This window comes from Staphylococcus sp. 231237_7MaSpsaltlick (assembly GCF_043107035.1).
Map to the genome: position 1 here is coordinate 1 of NZ_JBICNX010000260.1, position 621 is coordinate 621.

The window sequence follows — 621 nt, forward strand, 5'->3', positions numbered from 1 at the left end:
CAAGAATACTCAAAGTATTTGGGCTGAAATCCCAATAGGGCGATCTATATCCTCTAGGTGTTACACCTATTTTCTTCAAAGATTCAAGACCCATTGCTATAACTTTATCTTCTTCTTCGTAAGATTTAGTAGTGGGATTTTCATGAACATAACCATGATGTGCTACTTCATGTCCATTTTGTACTATTTGTTTACAAATGGTAGGAAAAGTATCTGCTGTATGACCAGGAATACACCAAGTAGTCTTGATACCGTATTTATCAAATAGTTTAAGTAATCTTGGTGCAGCTACTTCCGCTCCGAATTCGCCCCTTGCTTGATAAGCAGGGGAAGTCATGTTAAATGATCCATCCCATATAGATTGAGCGTCAAAGTCACAACCTATATTGACTGCTACTGTCTTACCTTCTGGTAGATTTACTTTGCCTGTTTTTTGCATAAATATCACTCCATTTTAGTAAGCGCTTTCAATCGCTTTGAAAATTTTTTGAACTTAACTGGTATGTTTATAATACCAGTTGCGAATAACATTACCTAATTTTACTTAAAATTGCAAATATTACAAAAATAAAAACCAATTTTTTTTATTCAACAATGCAAAACTATATTGGTCCCTTGTAC

General features: G+C 34.1%; 1 protein-coding gene. It reads right to left on the reverse strand.

Going from position 1 to position 621, the window contains the following annotated elements; genetic code table 11:
• A partial coding sequence (locus tag ACF91D_RS31340) for a polysaccharide deacetylase family protein (protein ID WP_392438636.1) occupies positions 1–439 on the reverse strand: 439 nt, incomplete at its 3' end.
• Between the last annotated feature and the right edge of the window lie 182 nt (positions 440–621).